This window comes from Desulfobacula sp. (assembly GCF_030145145.1).
In the GTDB taxonomy this organism is placed as follows: domain Bacteria; phylum Desulfobacterota; class Desulfobacteria; order Desulfobacterales; family Desulfobacteraceae; genus Desulfobacula.
This window is the reverse complement of the sequence record NZ_JAQYWD010000024.1, coordinates 73,197-97,293: the sequence shown is the minus strand read 5'-3', so window position 1 is coordinate 97,293 and position 24,097 is coordinate 73,197. Positions and strand designations below refer to the sequence as shown.

Below are 24,097 nucleotides of genomic sequence, written 5' to 3'. Positions count from 1 at the left end.
ATAAATCCCAAAATTTCATAATCCGGCATCGTGTCCCGGATCAATTGTTTGTCTGCTTCAGATTTGACCCTGTTCCCCAGAATCACAATGTTTTTAATACCAATATCCTGCCCCAGCTTTCTTATCGTATCTGCTGCCACACGACTGCGTTTACCCGGGTTGACAATCACAATCAAGGCATCCACAGATCCTGAAGTGGCACGGCCCAAGTGCTCAATACCAGCTTCCATATCCATGACCACAACTTCATTTCTTGCCAGAACAACATGGTTCATCAAGGCTTTTAAAATGGTGGATTCCGGGCAGATACAACCTGATCCGCCCTGTTGCACCGTTCCCATGACCAGCAGTTTCACCCCATCCTTTTCAATGGAAAAACGATCCGGAATATCATCCACTTTGGGATTCAGTGTAAAAAATCCGCCCATGGTGCCGGGCTTGGCCCCGGTTCTCTCTGCAATCAGATCAGACAGTTCTGAAATCGGGGTGATGGGTTTAGATTCATCAATCCCTAAACCCGCAGCAAGATTGGCCACAGGGTCAGCATCGATGGCAATGACTTTGGTTTCAGTATTTGATGCAGCAATGCACCGTGCAATTAAAGACGTAATCGTGGTTTTCCCTACTCCGCCTTTGCCGCCAACAGCAAGTTTTAAGCTCAAAATATATCTCCTCTCGTGTAGACATCTAATGGAACCCCAATAACATCAGGATATTTGTTCTAATACGCTTCCCTTGTGATCCATCAAAAATACGTCATACTCGTTTTTCCGGGCCTGCTCCAACAGGTCTTCCTTTATAATGGCCTGGACTTCATATTTATCATTCATGATATCCTTGGGCATGATCAAAAAACATTGCTGGGCGATTTCTTTTGTTTTAAACGCCGGTATAAACGTGGCCCCTGTTTCTTTGTCCGTATAGCCCACAAAGTGTTCATTGGATATGCCCGGATTTTGCACAACAACATAATACCAGGTATCTTTTATCTGTTCAGTCAATTTTAAGAATCCTCCTGTAACGATTGATATAAATCAAACATAAGACTGTTTTGTATAAAATAAAGCCAATCTTGAGAAAATAAAGAAAAAGCCCCTGTCCGAGAGGATCAGGGGCTTTCTAAAACGCGTAAAGCTTGAGAAATGCTAAATGTCTAACCAGGAATCAGAATACAGATTTTCACCCATGATAACCTTATAGGTTTTAGCATAATCCTGCATTTCTTTTTCAAGGCTTGCAATATCGGGTTGATTGCCATCCATCATGCCCCAGATGAGGTCAACAATATCCTGGCGCTGGCCTTTTGCAATGGCTGTCAATTGTGTGTCCAAAGGATCTGAAATAACGGATTTCATACCATATTTTTCAAGCATCACCATAAAGGTCTGGTTCAGGATACCGCGCAGGTGTTCCGGTGGTCCGTTGGAAATATTGGAAAGACCGCAGGTGGATTTTGCACCGGGTGCCATGTCTTCCAGCATCATCTGGAAATTCATAAGGCTTATGGATTGCTGCTGCTGGATATTGACAGGGGTTACAATGCCGTCCACCCAGATTCTTTCGTTGGCAATACCCGCCTCATTGGCGAAATAAATGAGTTCAACTGCCAGGGCAGCCCGTTCATTTTCATCCCTTGGCAGGCCATCCGGGCCCCACATCAGGGCAACAAAATCAGCATCATATTGCGCGGCCATGGGAACCATTTTTTCATATCTTTCCGGTCGTGCCATGATGGAATTGATAATATGGGGTTGATCCGCAGGTTTGCACACTTTCAGTCCGGCTTCAATGGCATCAATGTTAGAGGAGTCAAGAAGCAAGGGCATTCCCGGAACAGCTTCCTGAACAACATTGACAACCCATGGCATTAACTCTGTTCCGAATTTTTTTGCAGGCCCCAGGTTGATGTCGATGTAATCCATTCCCAATTCCTTCTGTCGCAGGACTTCTTTCTGAATGGGCTCTGGATTACGTTTGGCTGGATCTGCTTGTTTGAATTCTTTTCCAATGACCGTGGAAATGACATTCAGACTTTCACCAAAAAGTATCATGTTCTCTTCCTTTTATAATTAAACTGTTTGATTTATTAAGCCAGAACAGCGAGACTGTTCTGGCTTTGTATTGTTGGTTATTTATTTTGTTTTCAGGAATGCAGGCAGGTGGGCAGCTTCCCTTGGTCCGACCGTAATGGTCCAGCCGGGAAGTTCTTCTTCAACTTCTCCTGCAATGGCTGCAGCATACCCTGGAATAATGAGCTCTGTATGTTTTACCTTGTCCATTATGCCGCTCTTTTTAACAAACATGCCCACATCATCGCCACCAAATTTGCCAGCAGCCCAGGCTGTCAGAACGGAAAGACCTTCAGAGTCTTTAACCAATAACCAGGCGGGGACTTTACTCCCTTCAATTTCACCGGAAACGATAAAATAAGTCAAGGCAAAGTTAGTGGTAACCAGTACCGGAGAATTTTCATCCGGGTTACCGATTTCAAAAATACCTTCTGTTACGGTCATGGGTCTTTGAGGATCCGTAAAAATATTGAGTCTTTCAAGCAGAAGCGGGAAGAGAGACTCTGCACTGAAATCAGACATGACAACGATTCCACCGTACTTTGCAACAAACATACCAGCAATCAGGGTTTCCATATCCAGATTGGAGGCCATCTCACACGGGAATGTTATGGTGGGGAACCCCAGGGCTTTATTACCGGCTTTAAGGGCAGCACGCCGGATGGCAACCTGGTCTTCCAGGGCTTGTTTGATTTCTCTTGATCCCGAATCCAGGACAAGGTCCTTAAGTCCCATACCTGTCAATTTTTCTGTCAACGGCTGGAGTGCGTCCACAGAATCTGCTTTTACGGCAAGGGGAAGATCAAATTCTTTTGCCAGAGCGCCCATATCATCGACATTGTCAGCAGTTGCAGCATAAAGCAGCGGGCGTTTGAAACCAGCGGCTTCTATACCGGCTTTCATCACATCCAGGTCTTGGGTCATTAGAACCAGGTTGAATTCAGATTCTTTGGCGATTTTGCCTGCAACGGTGGCAAACGCTTCCGCACCGCTTCCGGCATCTTTTACAACCAGAAGTTCAGGCCGTAGATTTAAGCCAACCCGTTCAAACTGGAATGCATTGTAAGTTTTAAGGGCTTTATCAAGTGCTGCAGCATCAATATCCGATGCCACGGTTGCGGCCAGGACCGTTGAGTTGAAAAAGGTTTTTTCGTGTCTGTAAAGAACAGTTTCTCCACCTGTTGTGGCCTGGCGAACACCTTTCCCCAGCTTTACGGGACGGATGGGGGGAGCAGACGCTTCGGCCAGTTGTTCTTTTGCTTCATCAGAAACATATGGGCAACTGTCCAGTTCAGCCTTTCCTGATGCAAGGTTCATTGCAAAGGCAAGGCATGTTGGAACTCCGCACTCCTTACAATTTGTTTTGGGGAGGAGTTTGAATATCTGTATACCGGTTAATGCCATTTTTTTCTCCTTAAGTTTTAAAAAACTTTATGGGAAAGGTCCGGCAACACAATTTCTGGTGGGAACAGCTGCCGGACCTTTTTTGTTTATTTAGTTATTATCAAACAAGGGATTCCATCGTAAGTGCAGGATGGCCTTTTTCCTTGAGGAAGGGAAGAATCTCTTCTTCCGTAATTCCAACGGTTTCATCGGCAATCATGTCAAAAAGACCCGGAACACCCATTTCTTCTCCCCGGGCAACAATCCTGTCTTTCAGCTCATCTTTCAGCATCTTGGGCATCCAGACCATTCTCAGGAGGCCCCCATCCCCTAAGATAAATTTACCCTGGGTGATGTTGTGTTTTGAATGACCGACAAATCCGGGTGAGCAGGCTCCGCCGCCCATAACACCGGCCAGTGTTGTAAACTTCATGCCACAGGGGGTATCGCCGGAATAATCCCGGCCAACCGTCATAACACCGTTACAGCCCGGCAGCATGGCAGCGATACATTCGCAGCAGCCGCATGTGGTCATGGGATCCACAACCATGGAGTAGAAGTTGTAATGGGTTACAGCACCTCTGGAAGCTTTGTAAATAAAGTCGTTAACCCCTTTCCACTGGCCCAGTTTGGGATCAACACATTCGCCTTTTTCAATGGGCTGGTTGGGACCTGTGGGGTTGATTTCAAAGGCAGCCTTGCAGTCCATCCAGTTGTATGCGCCGCAGAGCCCTGTTCTTTCCGGGCTGACCGAACAGACATGGCTGGGGGCAAAAGACTGGCACAGGGTACACGAGTAGTATGTTTCCACATCCTCGTCTTTCATGTTGTCGACTCGAGCGTCACGTAACTGGTAGTTTTCCCTGGCTGTAGCGGTCATCTTGTCTACATCCTCGGGGTTGGTGTAAAGCGTTACCTGAACCTTGTCCACAATTTTTCCAAAATCCTGATGGAATTTAGCATGGAGGACCACACCAATGTCTTTCAGGGTAAAGCCTTTTTCAATGGCGGCTTTAGAAATACGGACCCAGGAGATGTCCCTTTGTCCGATATGCATGATACTCTGAATATAATTGATCAGATGATGGATCTGTCGTTCCATGATGGGTTCAAAATCTTCCTGGAATTCACGGCCGGCAATCTGGACAAAAATTCCCAGGGGAAAGGTGCCCCCTTCTTTGATGCCGTCAAGATCAGGTCCGACAAGGTTGATCTTTCCATCTTCAATCTCACTCATATCCGCCATTTTAACAAGCTCAGTACACTGGGTCTTACCACCACCGCACTGGGCATATAGATCTGCGCCTCTAACACGCTCACCTTCATAGGCAGGACCAAATGCACAAGGAATATCAATATCAGCAACCTGAACTTTAAGACCCCTGACTTCAACAGATTTCTGGACCATATCTTCATGGGCAACCGGAGCCACAACATGTTCATAGGTACAAATACCCGTGGGTAAAATTTCAGGAATTTCTGTGTCTGCAATAGTCGGGAACCCCCAGTTAACGCAACCGGCGGCTGCCACACCCCATTCGGTGCCCACATCGCCCAAGGCGTTGACAAAGGCAAAAACCCTTTCTTTGTTGTATTTCAGGATGGTTTTAAAATCACCCGGCTGAACCCCGCCAAATGCCATGGCAGCCCTGTTGGCAAAGCCAAGGGCAAAGACGGCAGAAGAGATATCCGGGCCAAATGGTACAATACGGGTGTTCCACCCGATCTGCATTCCAGCATCCAGACATTGTTGAATCAGGGTTTTGCCATTGTGATTGGCTGCACAGAAAATATAAAGGGATCGTTTCTGGTAGTCTTCAACAATCATTTTGGCGATTTCTTTGTTGGGTGCCGCACCGACCATGGCAGCAAAACCAGGTGCTGAGCCATCAACAAATTCAACCCCTCGTTTTCTCAGGATCGTATCATCAGCGGCGCCCACCCAGATTTTACCATTCTCGACATCCGGGTCTTCCTGGGCAATATAGAAATCGGGCTCATAGAGATATCTTAAGGCTTCTTTGATTTCATAGGAGATGATACCCGCCATACCGGCATCAAGGAGTGGCCCCAGGTAGGGAAGCCAGGTTTTCAATTTGATATGGGGGGGCAGAAGTCCTCTGGCAAACGCCATGGGTTTTTTAAGGTCTTCCAGGGTTTCAACTTTAAGCCCGGTCAATGAATAGATGACCGGCAGATAATATGCTGTATTCGGGAATCCTACTTTAGTACTGGCGTCATAGGTTTGCAGGGCTTTTTCAAGCTCCCCTTCCACCTGTGAAACTACTTTATAACCACCCTGAATGGCAGCAAATGCGATTAATTTGGACATATTATGTTCCTCCTTCGTTGAGGATTTAATTTATTTTCTCTGTATAAACAGGTTTTTTCCTCAAAAATTAATTATGCTTCAAGTGCCTGACGGGATGCCATATCCATCATAACTCTTTCTCTGGCCTTATCAATGCCCAGTTCTTTTCTCTTTTTATCAATATGGGCAATCATGAGATGGGCATGTTTGATGGGATCAACTTCAAGATCCCATTTGCCGCCGTAAATCTTTTCCATTTCTTTGGAAATATAGTCATGGAACACCGGAGCACCGGATGTGGGCAGGGTCACGCCAAAGACAGTGTAAACACCGGATGCAACAAAATAGTGTCCAATGGAGATGGCTTTTTCACTCATCCATTCCGGTGCACTTCCTGCAGCGGGAAGATCGCAAATATCATTGCCCAGTCCGCCAGCCTTGACCACTTCTGTTGCGGCCAAAAGGATCCGGCTGTTGTCTACACAGGACCCCAGGTGGAGAACCGGTGGAATTCCAACGGTTTCACAAATTTCAGCAAGGCCGGGACCACAGTGTACTGCAGCAGATTCCGGGGTCAACAGTCCTTCCATGGCGCATGCAATGGCGTTGCAGCCTGTGGTCAGGACAATGACATCATTTTTGATCAGTTCTTTAACGACTTTGATATGACCGTCATTGTGTTTCGTTCGGGCATTGTTACAGCCAACCACACCGGCAATACCACGGATACGGCCATTGATGATATTGTCATTCAAGGTGTAATACGTGCCGCGGAAGGTGCCGCCCAGGTGGTACTGAATGGATTCAACACCGAAACCAGCCACCTGTTTGGTCTTATAGGGCGGAATCATGACGTCTGCACCACGGTTTGCAAAATTATCAATGGACATTTTAACGATACGTTTGGCATCTTCCAGGGCATGATGTTCGTCAAATTCAATATGAATGACGTTGTCCTGTTCCATTTTTGCAATGGGATGGGTGGTGATCAGTTTGGTATGGAAGCATTTTGCCACATTGGCCAGGTTCTGCATGATACACTGGATGTCCACAACCATGGCATCACAGGCACCGGTAATGATGGCCAGTTCCTGCTGTAGGAAAGTGGCTGCCGTGGGGATACCGTGACGTTGGAGCATTTCATTGGCTGTACAGCAGATACCGCCCAACTGAATGCCTTTAGCCCCTTTTGAGGCTGCATAATCTAGCATTTCCTGGGACTGAGCAACCGCAACAATCACTTCTGAAAGAATGGGTTCATGGCCATGAACAATAATGTTCACATGATCTTCTTTCATGATCCCCAGATTTGCTTCAGACTGGAGGGGATAGGGGGTACCGAACAAAACATCCTGAAGATCAGTGGCCAGCATGGAACCGCCCCAACCATCAGCCAGTGCAGCCCTGGTGCCCTGTTTCATGAGGTTTTTATAATCCTGGTCTACGCCCATGTGGGTCCGGTGCATGATTTCAACAATTTCCCGGTCAATATTTCTGGGCAGAACCCCTTGTTTTTTCCATTTTTCATACAAGGGCTTCGGTGCTCTTTTCAAGTAGAGGAGTTCACCCTCGGGTTTTCCCCATTCCCTGATGGCAACTTCTGCAACTTCCAGGGCTATTTCATCGATTTCCCTGTCTTTTGTTTCACCATCCACTTCAACGGTTGTGGCGACCCCTAAATGGGGTGCCATGGCTATTAATTTTTCCGTATCTTTGATCTGGTAGGCTGTGGTTTCTTTTCTTGCAGCAGACAGGAAGACTTCTGCGACACATCGGCCATGATCAGAATGGGCAGATGCACCACCGGCAATCATGCGGATGAAGTTTCTGGCTGCAATCGTGTTTGCAGTGGCACCGCAAAGACCTTTTCTATTGTCTTCACCTTCAATCCCGCCCTTGGGCAAGGGAAGCCGGCAGGGTCCCATTGAGCAGTTCTTGCAGCAAATCCCCTGCATGCCGATGGCACAGGGTTTCATGTTAACGGCTCTGTCAAAGACAGTGTCAATCCCCATTTTCTGCGCTCGTGCTAGTAACTCCTGAGTTCCCAGGTCGATGCTGGCTTCTTTAGGATCACAAACTTTAGGTGCTTTTTCTTTTTTACTTTCCGCCATTAGAGGTTCCTCCTCCTAATTATTGATAATGATTAAATGCATCATTAATTTGTTTTATGCTTTTACTCTTTTATGAGTCCTGTCAAGGCTCTCAATTATTTTTTCAAGGTCTGATTTCTGGATTTTTGCAGCCGTCATGGCGACTGCTGTTTCGGGTGCTACCGCTCTTTTAGCGGCAGCTGCTTCTCGTTCAGCAGCTCGTTTTTCTCTCAACGCCTGTTCTTGTTTTTCACGGTCAGAGGCAGCATCTTTTTCAGCTTGTTTCTCTGCTTCTATCTTTGCTTTGGCTTCTGCCTCTACCTTTGCTTTGGCGTCAGCTGCCGCTTTAACCTTGGCTGCTTCGTCTGCTTTGGCCTTGGCCTCTGCATCGGCTTTTGCCTTGATCTCTGCATCAGCCTTTGCTTTGGCCTCAACTTCGGGATCTACAGCAGGGGCTGCAGCGACTTTTTCTTTAGGCGCAGGGGCTGCTGCCGCTTTTGGTGCTTCTGTTTTAGCAGCGGGTGCTGCCGCCGCTGCTGGAGCTGCTTTTTTAGCTGGAGCCGCTTTTTTAGCCGGAGCCGCTTTTTTCTCTTCTTCAATTGTCAGATCCACTTCCGGTGACATGCTGGCAAAATCAATATCCACATCGTCAAGCTGTTTTGCAATTGGGGCAATATCCATTGCGGAGCCGCCGTCAGAGATCAGTTCAATAAATGCTTTTGCCAGCTTGATGGATTCGGGATGCCGCATCATCAGAATGCTGGAACCGGCCAGCAGGTAGGATACCGCACCAACAGCTTCCATGAGAATCGCTCTTCTTTCAGGGTCACCCAGTTCCGGTGCCTCATCCGCTTGCAGTTTGGCTTCTTTGCACTTCCAGACTTCATTTCCCAGGTTATTGATCATGGGGTTTTGAAGTTTATCATCCCCCTGGGTCATGGCTGCCTGGATTAATCGTTCCATAACAGAGTAGGAATATTCCATTCCATATCCCAGGCCGCCAGTGGTAGGATCAACAATGACTTTATCAAGGGAAACGCCTAAATTTTCAAGCAGAATATTGACCTGTTTGGCAAGGTTGACATCAATGGGAGAAGAAGAAATAACCGTGTGGCCATATCCCATGGCAGCGGCACCAATTCCTTTGTAATTTTTTTCTTCAACTGGTCCGATACACAGATTAGCTCCATCACACACTTCACAGACTTTTTTAAATACTTCTTCATCCTTGGCCGGCACGGTGCATCCCCAGACAATCAATGGAACGTTGATGGCACCCAATACCTTTTTTACTGTTTCCGCTGCCTCATCAGCACCGGCATCCTTGTCATTGGGATCAATGCTTTTTAACTGAAGAACAATGGCTTGGGCACTATACTCTTCTACACATTTTTTTGCCCATGCGGCAGGGTCAGACAGAACATCTTTGAAAGGTGCTTTGGCTGCTTCCGGCCAGTCTTCAGCAGGGTCTATATCCCAAATTTCCATTGCAATGATGGGTTTATTGGGCATGGTGCCTTCAAATTGATAAAACGGATAACTGGTTTGACCGCCGACGGTAAGGGTATTATCACCTTTTCCTATGGTGATGCCTTTGATGCCTCCGGCATAGGTTTCTTTGGTTATTTCAAATCCCACTATTACCTCCTAAGATTATTAAAGATAGTTATAAGTTGGGGGGGGTTAAGATTAAACTGACGGGTCGTTATCTGAAAAGGGCAGATATGAGCTGGAATGGCTAAATCAAACACGAATAACACCAACATGATTCTATTCATACCAATACCCTTATCATACGCTTAAATAGTTAATAACAGAATATGACTTATAATCTGTGGATTTTTTTGTCAATAGATGAGAGAATTTAATGATTTTTAGCTTAAATCACTAAAAAGCCTATACAGCAAGGTTTTTTGGGACTTCTCTACAGTGTGGTACAAAGGTGAATGGAATTTAATTAATAAATTCAAACCGATCAAGCGAAAAAAGTTGATTTTTTGTATTTTATTTAATAGGTAGTTGGTTCAGTTAAGCTTTTTATGATCAATACTTATATATAATGTTATATCACTATTTTTTATAACGACTCATGCGTTGAGTCCATCAAAATAAAGGAGTAAACCATGGCACTAGATCCAACCAAACATTTAGACTGGGAAATTGCAGAAGATGCAGAAAAAACAATGCTTACCATCTATGAAATCGGTGAGAAACTGGGGCTGACCAAAGAAGAGCTTCTTCCCCAGGGTCACTATATCGCTAAAATAGATTTTAGAGCAGTGCTTGACCGTCTTAAAGATCAACCCGATGGCAAATATGTTAATGTAACCGCTATCACACCAACCCCGCTGGGTGAAGGTAAATCAACATCAGCAATGGGCCTTGTACAGGGCCTTGGTAAAATCGGTAAAAGTGTTTGTGCCGCTATTCGTCAACCGTCCGGTGGACCGACCATGAACATTAAAGGCTCCGCAGCCGGCGGTGGTTTGGCACAATGTATCCCTTTAACGCCTTTTTCTTTGGGGTTTACCGGTGATATCAATGCCATCATGAATGCCCACAACCTTGCAATGGTAGCCTTGACCTCTCGCCTGCAGCATGAGAGAAATTATACGGATGAGCAGTTAACCCGATTGTCCGGCATGGAAAGAATCGACATTGATCCCACAAAAGTGGAAATGGGTTGGATCATGGATTTCTGCTGCCAGGCCTTGAGAAATATCATCATTGGTATTGACGGTGTAAATGGCAAGTCTGACGGTTTCATGATGAAATCAAAATTCGGTATTGCCGTGTCTTCAGAAGTCATGGCGATTCTTGCAGTTGCAACCGATCTCAAAGACATGCGGGAAAGAATGGGTAAAATTGTTGTGGCCTATACGAAAAAGGGAAAACCCGTTACCACTGAAGATCTTCAGGTAGCCGGTGCCATGACCGCCTGGATGGTGGATGCGCTGAATCCATCGTTAATACAGACCCTGGAAGGCCAGCCCGTTATCGTCCATGCAGGACCTTTTGCCAATATTGCCATTGGTCAGAGTTCTATTATTGCAGACAGGGTAGGGCTTAAACTGGCCGATTACCATGTGACTGAATCCGGTTTTGGTGCGGACATTGGATTTGAAAAATTCTGGAACCTCAAATGCCGTTATTCCGGTCTTAAACCCAATTGTGCCGTTGTTGTTGCAACTATTCGAGCGCTTAAATGCCACGGCGGTGCGCCGGTACCTGTTCCGGGTAAAGCCATGCCTGAAGAATATAATAGTGAAAATGTCGAATGGGTTGCAAAAGGATGTGACAACCTGATTCATCACATTAGAAACGTCAGAAAAGCAGGCATTGCACCTGTTGTCTGCATCAATGCATTCTATACAGATACAGATGCAGAAATTGCCAAGGTCCGTGAGCTGTGTGAAGCTGAAGGCGCAAGGGTCGCCCTTTCCCGCCACTGGGAACATGGCGGAGATGGTGCTGTTGAATTTGCAGAAGCGGTTGTTGCGGCTTGTGAAGAAACGTCTGAATTTAAATTTCTTTATGAACTTGATATGCCGGTCAAAGAGAGAATCGAGCTGGTTGCCAAAGAGGTTTACGGTGCAGATGGTGTGGATTATTCTGCTGATGCCCTTACCGCCCTTGCCAGAATTCAGGCAGATCCTGAATTGGCAGGCCTCGGTTTGTGCATGGTGAAAACCCATCTGTCCCTGTCTGACAACCCCGCACTTAAGGGCGTTCCAACGGGCTGGCGATTGACCATAAGAGAGGTCTTGACTTATGGTGGAGCTGGTTTCATCGTTCCGGTTGCCGGCGCCATCAGCCTGATGCCGGGTACGGGTTCCAACCCTGCATTCAAGAGGGTCGATGTGGATGTTGAAACTGGAAAGGTTCAGGGCGTATTCTAAAGGATTTTAAGAAAATAGTTGTTTTTGAAATTTTCAACACCGGGCTTAAAATAAAGTGTTTAAGCCCGGTTTGCACGCAGAAAAATTATGGTTTTCGATTAAACCTTATATATGGAGGCTTTTAAGATGACTGCTGAAATTATTAGCGGAACTGAAATAAGAAAGGCGATCCTCGCGGAGATCAAAGAGGAAGTCGCCCAGATGAAAGAAAAACATGGTGTTGTGCCGGGTCTTGTCACCATCCTTGTGGGATCAAGTCCAGCATCCATCTCCTATGTTACCCTTAAGGTCAAGACAGCGATCAGTGTCGGGTTTCATGAAATACAGGATGATCAGCCGGTGGATATCTCTGAAGAAGATCTTCTGGCATTGATTGATAAATATAATAATGATCCGGCCATTCACGGTATCCTGGTTCAATTGCCGCTGCCCAAACACATTGACGATAAAAAGGTATTGAATGCTATTAATCCGGATAAAGATGTGGATGCTTTTCATCCGGTCAATGTCGGGCGGTTGATGATCGGTGGTGATGAAGCAAAATTTCTTCCCTGCACGCCGGCCGGTATTCAGGAAATGATCGTCAGATCAGGCACGGAAACCTCGGGTGCGGAAGTGGTGGTTGTGGGAAGATCCAATATTGTCGGTAAACCCATTGCCATGATGATGGCCCAGAAAGGCGTGGGTGCCAATGCCACCGTGACCATTGTCCATACCCGGACAAAGGATCTGGCATTCCATTGTAAACGTGCGGATATCCTTATCGTGGCTGCCGGTGTTCCTGATCTTGTGAAACCTGAATGGATAAAACCCGGATCAACCGTTATTGATGTGGGGGTCAACAGGGTGGGCATGAATGAGAAAACCGGAAAAGCGATTCTTAAAGGTGATGTGGACTTTGATGCAGCCAAGGAAATTGCAGGAAAAATTACCCCTGTTCCCGGCGGTGTCGGACCAATGACCATTGCCATGCTCATGAAAAATACGCTTAAATCGGCACAATTAACGCTTTAAGGCTTATGATCGGAATTAAATCGTCCAAAATATGGCTTAGGATTTTGAGTCGTATTCAAGGCGCGTCAATGGGAGCATATTTGTTATATGTGCCCATTGGCGCAACAAAGAAGACGACTTAAAAGACAAGCCATATGGACGATTTTATTTTGATCATGAGCCTAAGGCTGCTGAACAAGTAACATAACCGTCTTAAGAATATAGAGAACCAATTGCCGGTTTCAACTATATGTTGATTCCGGTAATTGGTTTTTTTAGTAAAAATGTTGGGCCTTGCCCAGAATAATACATCCGCAGATAGCTGAGAATCGAATGATAATCCGGTTGTGGAAAATTGTATTATATCATGATAATGTGAACAAATATCGTTATCGTTTAAAACAATAGGGGGGAAAATGGATAGACTGGACGCAATTTTTGCACCTGAGACCGTTGCGGTGATCGGCGTTTCAACGCAAAAAGGAAAGGTGGGACATGATATTTTTGCCAATATTTTATACGGCGGCTTTACCGGAACGCTTTATCCGGTGAACCCAAAAGCCAAATCCATCCTGAGCGTAAAGTGCTATACAAGTATCGCAAATATTCCAGATCCCATTGACCTGGGGATGATTATCCTTCCCCCGAAAGCGGCTTTACAGGCGGTTAAAGAGTGCATTTCAAAAGGGGTTAAAGGCATTGTGATTGTTTCTGCCGGGTTTAAGGAAGTGGGGGGAGAAGGGGCTCAGATTGAAATTAAAATTAAACAGCTGTGTGCCAAAGCAAAGATAAGATTGGTGGGACCCAATTGTCTGGGGGTGATCAATCCGTCTCCGACGGTTTCGTTGAACGCCAGTTTTTCTTCAAGAATGCCCAAACCCGGAAATGTGTCGTTTATCTCCCAGAGTGGCGCGCTGTGCACGGCAGTGCTGGATTATGCGGCAGACAAAGGGTTCGGGTTTTCAAAATTTATTTCCATTGGAAACAAGGCAGATGTGGATGAGCTGGATTTATTAAGATATTATCATAATGATCCGGATACGGATGTGGTGATGATCTATATGGAAGAACTCTCCCGGGGTGCGGAAGAATTTATCTCCGAAGTCAGGGAGATGACCTCGGGTACCCATCCCACCCATGTGATTGTCATTAAATCCGGTTCCTCGGATGCCGGCGCTAAAGCTGCCGCCTCTCATACCGGTGCCCTGGCCGGTTCTGATGCACTGTATGATGCCATTTTTACCATGTCAGGGATCCTTCGATGTTCAACGGTCAATCAATTGTTTGACTATGCCCAGGCATTTGCGGGAAACAAGTACCCAACCGGGGATAAGATTGCCATTATTACCAATGCCGGTGGTCCCGGTATTATTGCAACAGACATGAGTGAACAATCCGGCTTGAAGCTGGCAACGTTTTCTGATGAAACCATTAAAGAATTGAAGAAATATCTACCCGCCACAGCCAATTTCCATAATCCTGTGGATGTGATCGGCGATGCGGCAAAAGACCGGTATGAAAATACACTGGCAACCGTATTAAGTGATCGGGGGGTGGACGCAGCCTTGATTATTTTAACGCCGCAATCCATGACCGATGCTATTGGTACGGCTGAAGCCATTGTTCACATCGCCAGGAACAGCATAAAACCCATTGTCTGTGCATTTATGGGGGTTGTGGATGTGTCCGATGGTGTCAAGCTTTTGCAGAAGCATAAAATTCCCGTGTATCAGTTTCCGGAAAGTGCGGCCAGATCTTTGGGGGCTTTAAGGGAAGGTATAAAGTGGCTTTCCAGAAAAATTCTGCCGCCGTTTGACCTGGTGTATGATACTGCTAAGGCCAGTGCGATTATTGATGGGTACTTAAAAGAAGGCCGGCTGGTTTTGGGTGAGCTGGATGGAAATGAGATCCTCAAGTGTTACGGATTTCAAACGCTTCCCATGGCATTGGCGAAAAACAAACCAGAGGCCTGCAAAATTGCAGATCAGATCGGGTATCCGGTTGTCATGAAAATTGTGTCCCAGGATATTCTGCACAAGACCGATGCCGGTGGGGTTGTCGTGGGGGTGAAGGATGCGAACGGCCTGGAAGACGCTTTTGATACCATCATGGGAAAAGCTGTGGCCTATAACCCGGATGCCAGAATAGAGGGTATCCTGATCCAGAAACTGGCCCCAAAAGGAAAAGAAGTGATATTGGGATTGTCCAAGGACCCGGTTTTTGGACATGCGGTGATGTTCGGGCTGGGGGGGATCTTTGTTGAAGTGTATAAAGATGTCGTGTTCAGGCTGTCCCCCATGGGCAGAAATGTTGCCCGGAGAATGGTGAAAGCTATAAAAGGGTATCCGATCCTTAAAGGACTTCGCGGGGAGAAGCCTTCGGATATTGAAACCATAGAAAAACATATTGTTGCGTTAAAAGCCATGGCAGATAATCATCCCATGATAAAAGAGCTGGATATTAATCCCTTGTTCGTTCACGAGGAGGGAGCGGGTACAACGGTTGCCGATATCATTATTCGACTGGAAAATGAGGAGAGTTGATCATTCGTTTATATCCCGTTATTATAAAGGTACCTGAAACCATAAAAGCGTTGAAAGGAAAAGAGAATGTTGCCGCTTTAAGCCGGTTGGCCCGGGCGAGTGCCTGGGAATCGGCCGTGAAATCAAAGCATCTCATCCCTGGGTTTGCAAAAAATGAATTGGGGGTGCCCCTGCCATCAAATGGGATCTTCTGGTCTGTCAGTCATAAACCGGAGTTTGTGGGTGGTATCGTTTCAACAGAAAAAATCGGCATTGACCTGGAGCGGCTTAAAGATGTTTCCGATGCCCTATTTCAAAAAATAGTAGATTCGGATGAGGCAAGTCATTTTGGTCACCAGGACAAATCCCTCATTTTTTTCAGGGCCTTTACGGCAAAAGAAGCGGTATTAAAGAAAACAACGGATGGGATCAAAGGGCTGTCAAACGCCAAAATAAAAAGGGTTGTGGATGATAGACATCTGGTTGTTCAGTATTTAAATAAAAAATATTGGGTTGAAAATTTTTATTTTGACGGGTACCTTGCATCCGTGACAAAAGATCACTTTGATCTTGAATGGACATTCGGCTAAAAAATATTTAAGGAGAAAGAAAATGCCCGAGGGAAACGGTTTTGTGATGAGTGATGATCCTTCAGCCAACAAAGGCCCGTCGCCAAAGATTGATTTTTCAAGTTTTATTTTATCATTATATTCATCAGGGCTTGTTCAACTGGGCAAGGTTGAGGACCCCTCCACCGGGAAAAGAAAAAAAAACCTCGGACTGGCAAAGGATACCATTGATATTATTGCCATGCTGGAAGAAAAAACCAAGGGTAATTTGACCGGGGAAGAAACGAACCTGCTCAAAGCATTACTCAGTGAAATCAGGATCGCATTTGTTGAGGCCAAGGCTTGAAAGAAAAGGTTCTCTCCTTTGCAAAGATAAATTTATTTTTATATGTTACATCCAAACGAAAGGATGGGTATCATAACCTTTATTCGTTGATGACCCGGATTGACCTGTGTGATGACATCTACCTTGATTTTTCCGCAAAAGAGATGTCAATTACCTGTGATTATCCCGGTGTTCCTGAAGATGAATCAAATTTGGCCCTGAAGGCCGCAATCTCGTTTTATCGGTGGCTGGGCGCAATGGGGCGGAAAGAAAAAAAAGGCCTTTCCATTGATATTGTCAAAAGAATTCCGCCGGGCGGTGGACTGGGGGGGGGGAGCAGCAATGCAGCGGCTGTTTTAATGGCCTTGAATACGCATTTTAAGACCCCTTTTTCAACGGTGGAATTAATGAAAATGGGACTGGATCTGGGGGCGGATGTTCCGTTTTTTATTTTTGGAAGCCCGGCAATCGCAAAGGGTGTCGGAGAACAACTTGAAAAAGTAGCCGATTTGAAACCTTATTATCTTGTTTTGTGTGATCCCGGGATGGCATCGTCAACAGCCAAAGTATATAAAAATATTGATTTTAGATTGACATTAAATCAAAAATACACTATTAATACTGGTTTGAATGTGCCGTTAAGGGGACAGGAATTTGATATACAGGATCAGATGCACAATGACCTTGAAGAATCGGCGTGCAGATTATATCCTGAGATCAAGGAAACAAAAGAAGAGATGGGGTTGTTGCTGGAGCAAAACGTCCATATGACGGGAAGCGGCTCATCTCTTTTTGCTCTTTTCTCAACCCGGGAAAGCGCAAGAAAGGGCTATGATAGACTTTTGAAGCAGTGGGCTGGGAGCAAAAGAAAGGTATTTCTTGCCTCGTTTAACTAAAAATGTGAGTTGATTGTATTGATTATTGTATTGGGGCGTCGTCAAGTGGTAAGACACAGGGTTTTGATCCCTGCATTCAGAGGTTCGAGTCCTCTCGCCCCAGCCATATTTTTAAACCACAATTTTTATAATGGGGAAAAAAGAGATTTGATATGAATGGTTTGTCGCTTTTTGCGGGAAATTCGAATCCTGTTCTTTCGAATATGATTTCAGAATACCTTGCAAAACCGTTAGGAAGATTAAAGGCCAATCGATTCAGTGATGGTGAAATCCAGGTTGAAATTCAGGAGAACGTCAGAAAACAGGAAATTTTTGTGATACAGTCCACGTGTCACCCTGTGAATGACAATCTCGTTGAATTGCTGCTGTTGATTGATGCATTTAAACGATCTTCTGCCAATAGAATTACCGCAGTCATTCCTTATTTTGGATATTCCCGGCAGGATAAAAAAGTGTCTCCCAGGGTTCCCATAAGTGCTAAATTAGTCGCAGATCTGCTTGATAATACCGGGGTTCACCGGGTAATTACAATGGATCTGCATGCTGGACAAATACAAGGGTTTTTTAATTGTCCGGTGGATAACCTGTATGCGGCCCCGGTCATCATTGATGACATTAAAGCCCGTCATCCTGATAATTTGGTTGTTGTGTCACCCGATGCCGGCGGCGTTGAGAGAGCCAGGGCCTATGCAAAACGGCTCAATGCCAGCCTTGCCATTGTCGATAAAAGAAGAAGTGCGCCAAATAAGGCAAAAGCCATGGCCATTATCGGGGATGTCCAGGATAAAACAGCCATCATTATCGATGATATGGTGGATACGGCAGGCACATTGACAGAGGCTGCAAGTGTTATTGTGGAGAATGGTGCAAAAGCGGTTCATGCCTATTGTACCCATGCCGTGCTTTCAGGCCCGGCCATTGATCGGATAAACCAGTCATCTTTAAGTTCTCTTGTTGCAACAGATACCATCCCTTTGTCCGAAGAGGCAAAACAATGTGGCAAGATTGAGACGCTTTCCATTGCCAAGTTGGTCGGAGAGGCAATTGTACGCAGTTACAGGGGTGATTCTGTAAATTCTCTATTTGTATAGAATAATTGATATATTAGTCTTCTGCATGAATGATGCATGGAGTTACGGAGGAAAAAACTTTGGAATTAATTGAATTAAATGCCAAATTGAGAGAAAAAAGCGGTAAGGGTGCTGCCAGAAAATTAAGAAGAAATCATGAAATACCTGCCATTATGTACGGGGCAAAGAAAAAAGCTGAAATGCTTTCTCTTGGCACCATTGAATTTGATAGAATCATCCGGAAAAATGGTTCCATGGGTCTTTTTTTTAATCTCAAGGTTGACGGGGATTCTGGAGAAAAAAAAATTGTCATGCTCAAAGATATGCAGATGGACACCTTTGGTTTGAATTACCTGCATGTTGATCTGCATGAGGTCAACCTGGATACAAAAGTGACTGTCAGTGTACAGGTTGAAGCGGTGGGTGTCAGCAAAGGTGTCAAAGCCGGGGGATTCCTTCAGGTTATTCGACGTGAGCTTGATGTGGTCTGCAAGCCGGCTGACACGCCCGATACAATCCAGATTGATATCACTGATCTTGATGTGGGTGATGCCATCCATGTTGATGAGATTGATCTGGGTGAGCATATTGAAATTCCCCATGAAGTTAACTATACCGTCATCACCATTGTGGCGCCGACAGTTGATGAGCAAGAAACTGAAGAAGAGGAAGAAGATCTGGAAGAGGTTGTGAATGAGGAAAAACCCTCTTAAGGTGATGTCATCCTAGATGTCAGGTTCAAAATTTAAAATTGTGGCGGGTCTGGGCAATCCCGGTAAAGGATACGACCAGACCCGTCACAATATCGGTTTTCTAGTTGTTGACGACATTGCTTTAAAATCCCACCTTTCCTTTGATAAATCCCGCTTTGATTCTGAATATGTGAAAGACACGATTAAAGGCCAGAATGTGTTTATCATAAAACCGTTAACGTATATGAACAGAAGCGGAGTGCCCATCCATAAATTTGCCGCCTATTATAAAGTTAACATACAGGATATCATTATTGTTCATGATGATATGGATCTGGCATTTGGAAAAATAAAAATCGTTAAAGGCCGTGGGCATGGCGGGCATAACGGTGTTCGGTCCATCCTTGAGGCGTTTGGCAAAAAAGATTGTATTCGAATTCGCGTGGGGGTCGGCCATCCCGGATCAGGCGCAGATGTAACCGGGCACGTCCTTGGCCGGTTTTCCCCGGATGAAATCACTCGCCTGGATCAGTGTATTGATACTGCCTCAGATGCCTGTTTATACCTCCTTGAAAATGGCGTAACTGCCGCCATGAATGTATTCAATACCAACCGCTGCTAAGGCGTATGGTCATCCTCGGCTTTATGCTATTGCCATGACGGTTCCCCACCTCATTTTGTCTATATTGTATGCCCGTCAAAAACGATGGTTTGGATTGTCTCAACGGGCAGAAAAATAAGACAGAAAACCCCCGTTATTCAAAGGAAAATTTCACGGTACACAAGATTTCACAAAATTAATGTCATTGACAATATTGTTAATATGTGGTTATCTGTTCAAGAATGGGCTAATTGTTTTATAAAAAAAGGTGGGAGATCTAATGGGTGAAAAAACCAAAGTCATAAGGGCAGCATCAACCAAAAAAGAATTTTCCAAAGGGGACCTGGCAGTTTATCCTGCTCATGGTGTTGGCTGCATTGAGTCAATTGAGAGCAAGGAAATAAACGGGGACACCATGAACTTTTACATGATGAAGATCGTGGAAAATGGTATGGTCATCATGATTCCGACTTCAAACGTGGAATCCGTCGGCCTGAGGGAAGTTATTCCTGAAACAGAGGTTCCGGAAGTCTACAAGGTTATGCAGGAAAAGGCACAAGGGGCTGATAACCAGACATGGAATCGGAGATACCGGGAATACATGGATAAGATTAAAACCGGTTCAATCTACGATGTCGCTGAAGTTTTTAGAGATCTATTCCAGTTAAAGCTTGAAAAAGATCTTTCTTTTGGTGAGCGTAAGCTGCTTGATACGGCTCAGAATTTATTGGTTCAAGAGTTGTCCACAGCTAAAGATATAGATGAAAAAGAAATGATGCAGGAAATTGAGAATCTTTTCACCTGACACACTTTAGGATCACACGCATTTGAAAACCGGCGGACCATAAAAAGTCCGCCGGTTTTTTTTGATATCATGAAACTGACGATTATTATAGATGAAGATCTAAAAGACACCCGCCTGGATACCATCATTTCCAATTTCAGCACAGACTGCTCCCGGAACAGGGCGGTCAGGTTGGTGAATACGGGAGATATCCGGGTGAATCATCAGCGAAAAAAACCGGGATACCGGGTGAGAACCGGAGATACGATTAGCGGACAAATTCCTGATCCCGATATTGATACTGCGATTCTGCCTGAAAAGCTGGATCTGGATATGATATTTGAAGATGATCATATCATGGTGATTAACAAAAATCCGGGCATGGTGGTCCATCCTGGACCGGGAAATTTTTCCGGGACCCTTGTAAACGGGTTATTGTTTCATGTGCCAAACATAAAACATGTGGGGGAGGATCCTTTCAGGCCTGGTATTGTTCACAGATTGGATAAAGATACCTCCGGCTTGATGGTCATTGCAAAAACAAGGGCGGCATTACATTTTCTGCAAAAAGAATTCCAGCAGCGGCGGGTGGAGAAAAAATATCTGGCCCTGGTTTCTGGAAATTTTTCAGATGTCCGGGGAGAGATCAATCTTCCCATTGGCCGGCATCCGGTGAAGAGAAAGATAATGGCCATCCGCCATGAACAGGGGAAATCTGCCACAACCTGCTGGAAAGTCAAAAAAACGTTTAAAACCGCCTGCCTGGTTGAGGCTGTTTTAAAAACAGGAAGAACCCATCAAATCAGGGTGCATTTTTATGCCCTGGGGCACCCCTTGATTGGGGATCTCATCTATCAACCCAGAAGATATCGAAAAAAAAAGAGCGTGGCCCCCAGACAGATGCTTCATTCCTGGCAGCTGGGTTTCAGGCATCCGTATTCCGGCAGAAAAATGGGTTTTGAGGCAGAATTGCCGGCAGATTTTTTGCAGGTACAGACATTGCTCGAATCCTTTCAATAGGGGATGCCTTTCGTTTGAAAGGGGGATGGCGCTTCAAGCGGTGACAGGTTCAATCTTAATGGCGCAGACTTTAAATTCGGGTATTTTTGCAGTTGGGTCCAGTTTTGCATTGGTCAGTTCATTGGCGGCTGCTTTGGCAAAATGAAAGGGAATAAAAATGGTCCCGTCCATGGCTTTTGACGATACTTTCAGCTTTGCATGGATTTTGCCTCTGCGGGAAGATACCGCCACCATGGATCCGGTATCAAGGCCCAACCGCTGGGCATCTCCCGAAGATATTTCCACAAAACATTCAGGGGAGAGCCGGTTGAGCCCATCTGTTCTCATGGTCATGGTGCCTGTATGGTAGTGATATAATACCCTTCCGGTGGTGAGGATATACGGGTAGTCCCGGGTCGGCTGTTCAGCCGGCGGGGTATGGTCAATGGCGTGGAACATGCCCTTGCCCCGGGTAAATTGAGTGGTATGAAGGATGGGCGTTCCATTATGGATTTCATTGGGGCAGGGCCAGTGAATGCCCATTCCATCGATTCTATCCCAGGTAATGCCTTTGTAGGAAGGCGTGACCGATGTGATTTCTTTGAAAATGTCATGGCTGTTCGGATAGGACATCTCATATCCCATCCTCGTGGCGATGTTGCAGAGAATTTCCCAGTCCTGCCGGGCTTCTCCCGGAGCTTCCACGGCTTTTCTGACCCGTTGAACCCGCCGTTCCGTATTGGTAAAGGTGCCCTCTTTTTCGGCAAAGCATGTGGCCGGCAGAACCACATCCGCAATTTTTGTGGTTTCGGTCTGAAAGATATCCTGAACAACTAAGAACGCCAGATTGGCAAAGGCTTTTCTGGCATGGTTCAGATCCGGGTCAGAGACCAGTGGATTCTCACCAATAACAAAAAGGGATTTCATCTTTCCGTCATAGGCGTTTTGAACCATCTCCGTAACGGGCAGTCCCGGGGTCGCGGACATGCCGCTGGTGTTCCAGGCTTTTTCCAGGCGATTCCGGACGTCATCATTGCCCACGGGTTGATAGGCCGTAAATACATTGGGCAACCCGCCCATATCACAGGCACCCTGCACATTGTTCTGGCCGCGCAACGGGTTCACGCCACCGCCTGGTTTTCCTATGTGTCCGCACAGCATGGAAAGATTTGCAAGGGATTTTACATTATCCGTGCCACACGTATGCTGTGTAATTCCCATACAGTATAAAATAGCGGCCACCGGTGCACTGGCAAATTCTCTGGCCACTTGGATGAGATCTTCGGCCTTGATGCCGGTGATGGTTTCCACATATTCAGGCGTATATCTTTCCACCGTTTTTTTGAGGACTTCAAAATTTTCTGTTCGATTTTCAATGAACACCTTGTTGTGAAGAGCTTCTTTGATGATGACATGCATCAGGCCGTTGATCCAGGCAATGTCCGTGCCAGGTGCAGGCCTGAGCCATTTGTCGGCGTGGTCTGTGAGTTTTACTTTCCTGGGATCAATGACAAATAGTTTTTTACCGTTTAACGTGGCCCGTTTGACAAAACTGGAGAGAACCGGATGGTTCTCTGTTGTGTTGGAACCTGTGACCAGTATCACGTCCGATGTTTCAATATCTGCGATGGTATTGGTCATGGCACCGCTTCCAAATGCTGCAGCCAGACCGGCTACGGTGGAGCTATGTCAGAGTCGGGCACAGTGATCGATATTATTGGTTTTTAGAACAGCCCGGGTAAATTTCTGGGCAATGTAATTGTCTTCATTGGTGATCCGGGCAGACGTCAGGACCCCTATGCTGTCCGGACCGAATTCTTTTTTAATGGCTGATAATTTTTCTGCCACAAAATCCAACGCTTCATCCCAGGAAACCGCCACCTGTTCCCCGTTCTTTTTGATCAAGGGTCTGGTCAGACGGTCGGCAGATGCGATAAAGTCGTATCCAAACCTGCCTTTTACACACAAGCTTGCATGATTTGGCGGAAGATCCATGTCAGCGCCATCGATTTTAACAATTTTGTTGTCCTGGACAAACAGATCCATCTGGCACCCCACACCGCAGAACGGACAGGTCGTTCGGATTTTCCGGGTGTCTTTGAACCTGTCATCTCTGAATGCTTTCTCCGGAACCAGTGCCCCCACAGGGCAAACCTGCAGGCACTCACCACAAAAAACACAATCCGAATCTTTCAGTGGTGCATCCGCTTTTGCAATAACTTTAAGATCTTCACCCGAGTAACCAAATTCAATGGCATTGTTCACCTGTATTTCCCGGCAGGCTTTTATACATCTTCCACAAAGAATACAGCGTGAAAAATCTCTGATAATAAAGGGATTGGCCCGTTCTGTTTCATATTTACAGCCGGTTAACGGCAGTGCACGGGTTTTGACCTGATACAGGTAAGCCAGGTTCTGGAGTTCACAATTTCCCCAGGCCGGGCACAGGTCTTCGTTGCCATCCCTCGTGAGAACATCCAGTTGAAAAGAGGTCCAGTCCATTGGGTCTACCTCTCTTATGGCACAATTGTGATTCCCCAGCGCCAGCAGTTTGCTGATCTGTTTCCGGCGGGCGGTGATAACCTTTGGAGATTCTGTGAAAATAATCATATCCCGCCGGGCTTTGGCGGCACACGATTCCACCAGGTCGGTTTCACCCTTTACCTCAACCAGACAAATTTTGCAGGTATGGGTCGGCAGGGTGTTTTTAAGATGGCACAGGGTCGAAATATGAATGTTATTGCGTTGCGCAACGGTAAGAATTGTTTCCCCGGATTCAAAGGTCAGCTTGTTTTCGTTTATTGTTATAATATTAGATTCCATGGCTACTTTCCTGGATTATATGTTATAACAGCCTGACGGACTTGGTCTGAAACTGTCTCCATAAATACCGT

At 45.8% G+C, this 24,097-nt stretch carries 19 protein-coding genes and 1 tRNA gene; 12 read left to right on the top strand and 8 right to left on the bottom strand.

Annotation, left to right across the window (positions count from 1 at the left end; genetic code table 11):
* From Q1Q15_RS14785 to Q1Q15_RS14755, 7 genes are all read right to left on the bottom strand, one after another.
* The coding region (locus tag Q1Q15_RS14785; protein ID WP_300461446.1) for an AAA family ATPase at positions 1-662 on the bottom strand (662 nt) is incomplete at its 3' end.
* Between the two features lie 45 nt (positions 663-707).
* Positions 708-1,001 carry a hypothetical protein gene (locus Q1Q15_RS14780; protein WP_300461444.1) on the bottom strand — a complete coding sequence of 98 codons (294 nt, stop codon included), beginning with the start codon at positions 999-1,001 and terminating at the stop codon, positions 708-710.
* Between the two features lie 144 nt (positions 1,002-1,145).
* On the bottom strand, positions 1,146-2,051 hold the full coding sequence (locus tag Q1Q15_RS14775; protein ID WP_300461442.1) for a dihydropteroate synthase: 906 nt from the start codon (positions 2,049-2,051) through the stop codon (positions 1,146-1,148).
* An 81-nt stretch (positions 2,052-2,132) separates the two neighbouring features.
* Positions 2,133-3,473 (bottom strand): acetyl-CoA decarbonylase/synthase complex subunit gamma, encoded by a 1,341-nt coding sequence (acsC, locus tag Q1Q15_RS14770; RefSeq protein ID WP_300461440.1) that lies wholly within the window; start codon positions 3,471-3,473, stop codon positions 2,133-2,135.
* Positions 3,474-3,573: 100 nt separating this feature from the next.
* Positions 3,574-5,784, bottom strand: a complete 2,211-nt coding sequence (acsB, locus tag Q1Q15_RS14765) for an acetyl-CoA decarbonylase/synthase complex subunit alpha/beta (protein ID WP_300461438.1) — start codon at positions 5,782-5,784, stop codon at positions 3,574-3,576.
* A gap of 71 nt (positions 5,785-5,855) precedes the next feature.
* The gene (gene cooS / locus Q1Q15_RS14760) at positions 5,856-7,874 is read right to left on the bottom strand and encodes an anaerobic carbon-monoxide dehydrogenase catalytic subunit (protein WP_300461437.1); all 2,019 of its coding nucleotides are present in this window, start codon (positions 7,872-7,874) and stop codon (positions 5,856-5,858) included.
* Positions 7,875-7,928: 54 nt separating this feature from the next.
* Positions 7,929-9,491 (bottom strand): acetyl-CoA decarbonylase/synthase complex subunit delta, encoded by a 1,563-nt coding sequence (locus tag Q1Q15_RS14755; protein ID WP_300461428.1) that lies wholly within the window; start codon positions 9,489-9,491, stop codon positions 7,929-7,931.
* A gap of 485 nt (positions 9,492-9,976) precedes the next feature.
* Here Q1Q15_RS14755 and Q1Q15_RS14750 point away from each other — a divergent pair, with 485 nt between their 5' ends.
* From Q1Q15_RS14750 to Q1Q15_RS14695, 12 genes are all read left to right on the top strand, one after another.
* Positions 9,977-11,752 (top strand): formate--tetrahydrofolate ligase, encoded by a 1,776-nt coding sequence (locus Q1Q15_RS14750; RefSeq protein WP_300461425.1) that lies wholly within the window; start codon positions 9,977-9,979, stop codon positions 11,750-11,752.
* 126 nt (positions 11,753-11,878) lie between these two features.
* Positions 11,879-12,766 carry a bifunctional methylenetetrahydrofolate dehydrogenase/methenyltetrahydrofolate cyclohydrolase FolD gene (gene folD, locus Q1Q15_RS14745; protein ID WP_300461423.1) on the top strand — a complete coding sequence of 296 codons (888 nt, stop codon included), beginning with the start codon at positions 11,879-11,881 and terminating at the stop codon, positions 12,764-12,766.
* Positions 12,767-13,161: 395 nt separating this feature from the next.
* On the top strand, positions 13,162-15,288 hold the full coding sequence (locus Q1Q15_RS14740) for an acetate--CoA ligase (RefSeq protein ID WP_300461422.1): 2,127 nt from the start codon (positions 13,162-13,164) through the stop codon (positions 15,286-15,288).
* Positions 15,285-15,857, top strand: a complete 573-nt coding sequence (locus Q1Q15_RS14735; protein WP_300461420.1) for a 4'-phosphopantetheinyl transferase superfamily protein — start codon at positions 15,285-15,287, stop codon at positions 15,855-15,857. Before Q1Q15_RS14740 ends, Q1Q15_RS14735 begins: the two co-directional genes overlap by 4 nt.
* Positions 15,858-15,879: 22 nt before the next feature.
* Positions 15,880-16,182, top strand: coding sequence for a DUF1844 domain-containing protein (locus Q1Q15_RS14730; protein WP_300461417.1), 303 nt, complete (start codon positions 15,880-15,882; stop codon positions 16,180-16,182).
* Complete coding sequence (gene ispE, locus Q1Q15_RS14725; RefSeq protein WP_300461415.1) at positions 16,179-17,057, top strand: 4-(cytidine 5'-diphospho)-2-C-methyl-D-erythritol kinase; 879 nt, start codon at positions 16,179-16,181, stop codon at positions 17,055-17,057. Before Q1Q15_RS14730 ends, ispE begins: the two co-directional genes overlap by 4 nt.
* Before the next feature lie 31 nt (positions 17,058-17,088).
* A tRNA-Gln gene (locus tag Q1Q15_RS14720) sits at positions 17,089-17,163 on the top strand.
* A 46-nt stretch (positions 17,164-17,209) separates the two neighbouring features.
* On the top strand, positions 17,210-18,148 hold the full coding sequence (locus tag Q1Q15_RS14715) for a ribose-phosphate pyrophosphokinase (protein WP_300461412.1): 939 nt from the start codon (positions 17,210-17,212) through the stop codon (positions 18,146-18,148).
* Positions 18,149-18,207: 59 nt separating this feature from the next.
* Positions 18,208-18,840 (top strand): 50S ribosomal protein L25, encoded by a 633-nt coding sequence (locus Q1Q15_RS14710; RefSeq protein WP_300461409.1) that lies wholly within the window; start codon positions 18,208-18,210, stop codon positions 18,838-18,840.
* Between the two features lie 16 nt (positions 18,841-18,856).
* Positions 18,857-19,441: an aminoacyl-tRNA hydrolase gene (gene pth, locus Q1Q15_RS14705; RefSeq protein WP_300461406.1), complete on the top strand. Its 585-nt coding sequence runs from the start codon at positions 18,857-18,859 to the stop codon at positions 19,439-19,441.
* A gap of 259 nt (positions 19,442-19,700) precedes the next feature.
* Positions 19,701-20,225, top strand: a complete 525-nt coding sequence (locus Q1Q15_RS14700) for a CarD family transcriptional regulator (protein WP_300461404.1) — start codon at positions 19,701-19,703, stop codon at positions 20,223-20,225.
* Between the two features lie 69 nt (positions 20,226-20,294).
* Positions 20,295-21,224 (top strand): RluA family pseudouridine synthase, encoded by a 930-nt coding sequence (locus Q1Q15_RS14695; protein ID WP_300461402.1) that lies wholly within the window; start codon positions 20,295-20,297, stop codon positions 21,222-21,224.
* Between the two features lie 33 nt (positions 21,225-21,257).
* On the opposite strand, the gene fdhF is transcribed toward Q1Q15_RS14695, so the two are convergent.
* On the bottom strand, positions 21,258-24,026 hold the full coding sequence (fdhF, locus tag Q1Q15_RS14690; RefSeq protein WP_300461400.1) for a formate dehydrogenase subunit alpha: 2,769 nt from the start codon (positions 24,024-24,026) through the stop codon (positions 21,258-21,260).
* Between the last annotated feature and the right edge of the window lie 71 nt (positions 24,027-24,097).

Excerpts from the sequence above, each read along its gene's own strand:
- Q1Q15_RS14695 (WP_300461402.1), top strand. The coding sequence starts at position 20,295 with ATGAAACTGACGATTATTATAGATGAAGATCTAAAAGACACCCGCCTG.
- Q1Q15_RS14740 (WP_300461422.1), top strand. The coding sequence starts at position 13,162 with ATGGATAGACTGGACGCAATTTTTGCACCTGAGACCGTTGCGGTGATC.
- folD (WP_300461423.1), top strand. The coding sequence starts at position 11,879 with ATGACTGCTGAAATTATTAGCGGAACTGAAATAAGAAAGGCGATCCTC.
- acsB (WP_300461438.1), bottom strand. The coding sequence starts at position 5,784 with ATGTCCAAATTAATCGCATTTGCTGCCATTCAGGGTGGTTATAAAGTA.
- pth (WP_300461406.1), top strand. The coding sequence starts at position 18,857 with ATGTCAGGTTCAAAATTTAAAATTGTGGCGGGTCTGGGCAATCCCGGT.
- cooS (WP_300461437.1), bottom strand. The coding sequence starts at position 7,874 with ATGGCGGAAAGTAAAAAAGAAAAAGCACCTAAAGTTTGTGATCCTAAA.
- Q1Q15_RS14700 (WP_300461404.1), top strand. The coding sequence starts at position 19,701 with ATGGGTGAAAAAACCAAAGTCATAAGGGCAGCATCAACCAAAAAAGAA.
- Q1Q15_RS14750 (WP_300461425.1), top strand. The coding sequence starts at position 9,977 with ATGGCACTAGATCCAACCAAACATTTAGACTGGGAAATTGCAGAAGAT.
- Q1Q15_RS14775 (WP_300461442.1), bottom strand. The coding sequence starts at position 2,051 with ATGATACTTTTTGGTGAAAGTCTGAATGTCATTTCCACGGTCATTGGA.
- Q1Q15_RS14715 (WP_300461412.1), top strand. The coding sequence starts at position 17,210 with ATGAATGGTTTGTCGCTTTTTGCGGGAAATTCGAATCCTGTTCTTTCG.
- acsC (WP_300461440.1), bottom strand. The coding sequence starts at position 3,473 with ATGGCATTAACCGGTATACAGATATTCAAACTCCTCCCCAAAACAAAT.
- Q1Q15_RS14730 (WP_300461417.1), top strand. The coding sequence starts at position 15,880 with ATGCCCGAGGGAAACGGTTTTGTGATGAGTGATGATCCTTCAGCCAAC.